This window comes from Paenibacillus sp. P4_A7, from assembly GCF_056402455.1.
This window is the reverse complement of sequence record NZ_JBFUHJ010000531.1, coordinates 1-3,551: the sequence shown is the minus strand read 5'-3', so window position 1 is coordinate 3,551 and position 3,551 is coordinate 1. Positions and strand designations below refer to the sequence as shown.

Here is a 3,551-nt window from a genome sequence, read left to right as displayed (position 1 = left end):
GGGCTACACGGTAGAGGAAATTGGCATTCAGTTTACCGGTATTAGGCCTGGTGAAAAATTATTTGAAGAAATGCTTAAGGAAAACGAAATAAATGAAAAGCAAGTATACCCGAAAATCTATATTGGCAAATCTGTCGAGATCTATTACGACGAAATAGAGCTTATGATCGCAGAATTTAATGGAATGACAAAAGCTGAATTACGAGTGCGATTACTTGATATCGCGAATAACAAGGTTATACCGAAATTTGTATCTGTAACAGGTTAATAGAAAGAAGGAGCTGATAGGAGCAATGCGAGTAAGAAAAGCGATTATTCCTGCTGCAGGTCTAGGAACTAGATTCCTTCCTGCAACTAAAGCGATGCCTAAAGAAATGCTTCCGATCGTGGATAAGCCAACTATTCAATATATTGTGGAGGAAGCCATTGAGTCGGGGATTGAAGATATCATAATTGTTACCGGAAAAGGCAAACGAGCGATTGAGGATCATTTCGACAACTCGGTTGAGCTAGAGCAAATTCTGACCGCCAAGCATAAATTTGAATTGTTGTCTGAAGTCCGTAAATCATCAGATATGGTCGACATTCATTATATCCGCCAAAAGGAGCCAAAAGGCCTAGGGCATGCTATTTGGTGCGCCAGAAAGTTTATTGGTAACGAGCCGTTTGCTGTTCTGCTAGGGGATGATATCATCTCTGCTGATAAGCCTTGTATACAGCAAATGATCGAGAAATATGAGCAATATCACACCTCAATTATTGGGGTGCAGCGAGTTGCAGAAGAAGAGGTATCCCGTTACGGGATCGTAGACGGAACAATGATGGAGGAAGCCTTCCACCGCGTCAGACATTTGGTTGAGAAGCCTAAACGTGAGAATGCGCCATCCAATATGGCGATTATGGGACGTTACATTCTTAACCCTTCTATCTTTGAGATTTTGGGCGATCAAGAGCCAGGCGCTGGAGGAGAAATCCAGTTAACCGATGCCATTGCGGCATTAAATAGGCTTGAAGCGGTATATGCCTATGAATTTGATGGGGTGCGGCATGATGTTGGCGAGAAGATGGGCTTTATTCAGACGACGATAGAGTTTGCTCTGAAGCGGGATGACCTGCGTTATGAGCTTATGTCTTATCTTTCGAAAATTGTGGAGAGGGAAGCCGCTCTTAAGTAAGGCTTTGATAGGATTCTAATCATGCGGAGTAAAATATTGTTCTGCGCAACTGTTGATTACCATTTCAAGGCATTTCATCTGCCCGTGCTGGAATGGTTTAAAGAGCAAGGCTGGGAGGTTCATGTCGCCGCTAATGGGGATATGGACCTTCCTTTTGTTGATCAGAAATTTGACTTACCCATTCAACGTTCGCCTATTCATAAGGAAAATATAAATGCGTACAAGGAACTGAAGACGATTATCCAGCAGCAGGACTACAAGATTATTCATTGTCATACACCAATGGGAGGAGTACTGGCAAGACTAGCTGCTCGGGAAGCAAGAAAGCAGGGGACAAAGGTCATTTATACTGCACATGGCTTTCACTTCTGCAAGGGAGCCTCGCTCCTTAATTGGATGCTATATTATCCAATTGAGAAGAGCTTGTCTGGTATCACGGACTGTTTAATTACAATTAACAACGAGGATTATAAACTCGCTACGACTCGGAATTTTAAAGCGAAACAGATTGCTCATGTTCATGGTGTTGGAGTGGATACAACTCGCTACAAGCCGATTTCGCACAATGATAATTGCCTGCTTAGACAGCAGTTCAATTACAAACGAGACGACTTTCTAATGTTTTATGCAGCGGAATTTAACCAAAACAAAAATCAGAAGCTGCTCATTGGTGCATTGGCGTTGATTAAGGAGAAAGTGCCTAATGTGCGACTGTTACTAGCGGGCAAGGGACCATTGCTAGAGTCATGCAGGGAACTAGCCGCTGCGCTTGGGGTTACTTCAATGGTTGAGTTTCTCGGTTATCGGAGCGATATTGACAGGTTGCTGCCTATGTGTGATCTCGCTGTTGCTTCAAGTCTTCGTGAAGGCTTGCCTGTCAATATTATGGAAGCAATGGCTTGCGGGCTCCCCATTATTGCCACACAGAATAGGGGCCATTCAGAGCTCGTTCAGGATGGGGAAAACGGCTATCTTGTTGAGCCTAGTGATGCTGAGACGTTTGCGTGGAGAATCGAGATGTTTTACAAGTTTCCTGAGCTTAGACAGCAGATGGGAGCGGAAAGTGTGGCGGCTGTTAGTTCTTATTCATTAGGTCAGGTGAGGGAAGAACTAGGAATAATTTATAAGTCATTTATGTTGGGGGAAGAAAATGAATCCCAAAGTCAGTATCATCGTGCCTATATTTAATATGGAAAAGTATTTGGAAAGATGTTTAAACAGTTTAAAATCTCAAACCCTAGCAGACATTGAGATTATAGCTGTTAATGACGGATCTAGTGATCATAGCTTAAAAATACTAGAGAATTACGCGAAAGATGACCCCAGGATTATTATTATTAATAAGGAAAATGGCGGAGTTTCGTCAGCCCGTAATAAAGGTATTTTAGCAGCAAGAGGACAATTTATTGGTTTTGTAGATCCTGATGATTGGGTGGACTTTAGGATGTATGAAGAATTATATAACACGGCTGTTAAAGATACTGCTGACATTGTTATGTGTACATACATCCGTGAGTTTGGCACACACTCGAATGAAAAAAAATTTAATTTCCCTGCTAAGGTTACCTATAAATCTGAGGATGTCCGAACAAATATTTTAAGGCGTCTCGTTGGTCCTTTAGGTGAGGAACTTGCGAATCCTGAATATTTGGACGCTTGGGGGACGGTATGGTCAAAGCTATACAGGTCCAAACTTATCAAAGAAAATCAGTTGCAATTTATTGATCTTCATGTGGTGGGGAGCAATGAAGACTCTCTCTTTAATATTAATGCATCCTATTTTGCCAATTCATTTGTCTTTATAAATACTCCATTTTATCATTACTGGCGTGCTAATTTGGATTCTATTACTTCAAAACACAACCCCTTATTAGCAGAAAAATTCAATAAACTTTACGTAACTATTGAAGCTTTTATACAGGAAAAGAATTTATCCAAGCAGTATTATCTGGCTCTGAATAATCGAATATGCATCAATGTTTTGGGATTAGGACTTAACATCATAAGTGATGATAATCATGTTTCTATGCGAATGAAAATCAGGTCACTTCATACGCTCCTAAATAATGATCGGGTAAAGACTTCTATGAGACAGTTTCCACTGAAAAACTGTCCGCTTGTATGGAAAGCATTTTTTTTGAGTGCTAAATTAAGATTTTCCATTTTGATATATTTCATGCTTAAAGCAATCAATTGGATTAGAAAAAAAAATACAGGGGGAGTTCAGCTTGAATCCGGTCCGGATATTACAAGTAGTGACAGTGATGAATCGCGGTGGCTTAGAAACGATGTTGATGAATTACTACCGTCAAATGGATCGAAGAAAAATACAATTTGATTTCATCGTACATCGTATGGAAGAAGGCCACTATGATC

4 protein-coding genes are annotated in these 3,551 nt (G+C 40.7%); all 4 read left to right on the top strand.

The genetic code is table 11. From position 1 onward, the window contains the following. On the top strand, positions 1 to 268 hold a 268-nt coding region (locus tag AC1DWN_RS30450), incomplete at its 5' end, for a polysaccharide biosynthesis protein (RefSeq protein ID WP_477562603.1). A 25-nt stretch (positions 269 to 293) separates the two neighbouring features. Further along, on the top strand, positions 294 to 1,175 hold the full coding sequence (gene galU, locus AC1DWN_RS30445) for a UTP--glucose-1-phosphate uridylyltransferase GalU (protein ID WP_477562602.1): 882 nt from the start codon (positions 294 to 296) through the stop codon (positions 1,173 to 1,175). Between the two features lie 21 nt (positions 1,176 to 1,196). After that, positions 1,197 to 2,363: a glycosyltransferase family 4 protein gene (locus AC1DWN_RS30440; RefSeq protein WP_477562601.1), complete on the top strand. Its 1,167-nt coding sequence runs from the start codon at positions 1,197 to 1,199 to the stop codon at positions 2,361 to 2,363. Further along, positions 2,326 to 3,513 (top strand): glycosyltransferase, encoded by a 1,188-nt coding sequence (locus AC1DWN_RS30435; RefSeq protein WP_477562600.1) that lies wholly within the window; start codon positions 2,326 to 2,328, stop codon positions 3,511 to 3,513. Before AC1DWN_RS30440 ends, AC1DWN_RS30435 begins: the two co-directional genes overlap by 38 nt. Positions 3,514 to 3,551 lie beyond the last annotated feature (38 nt).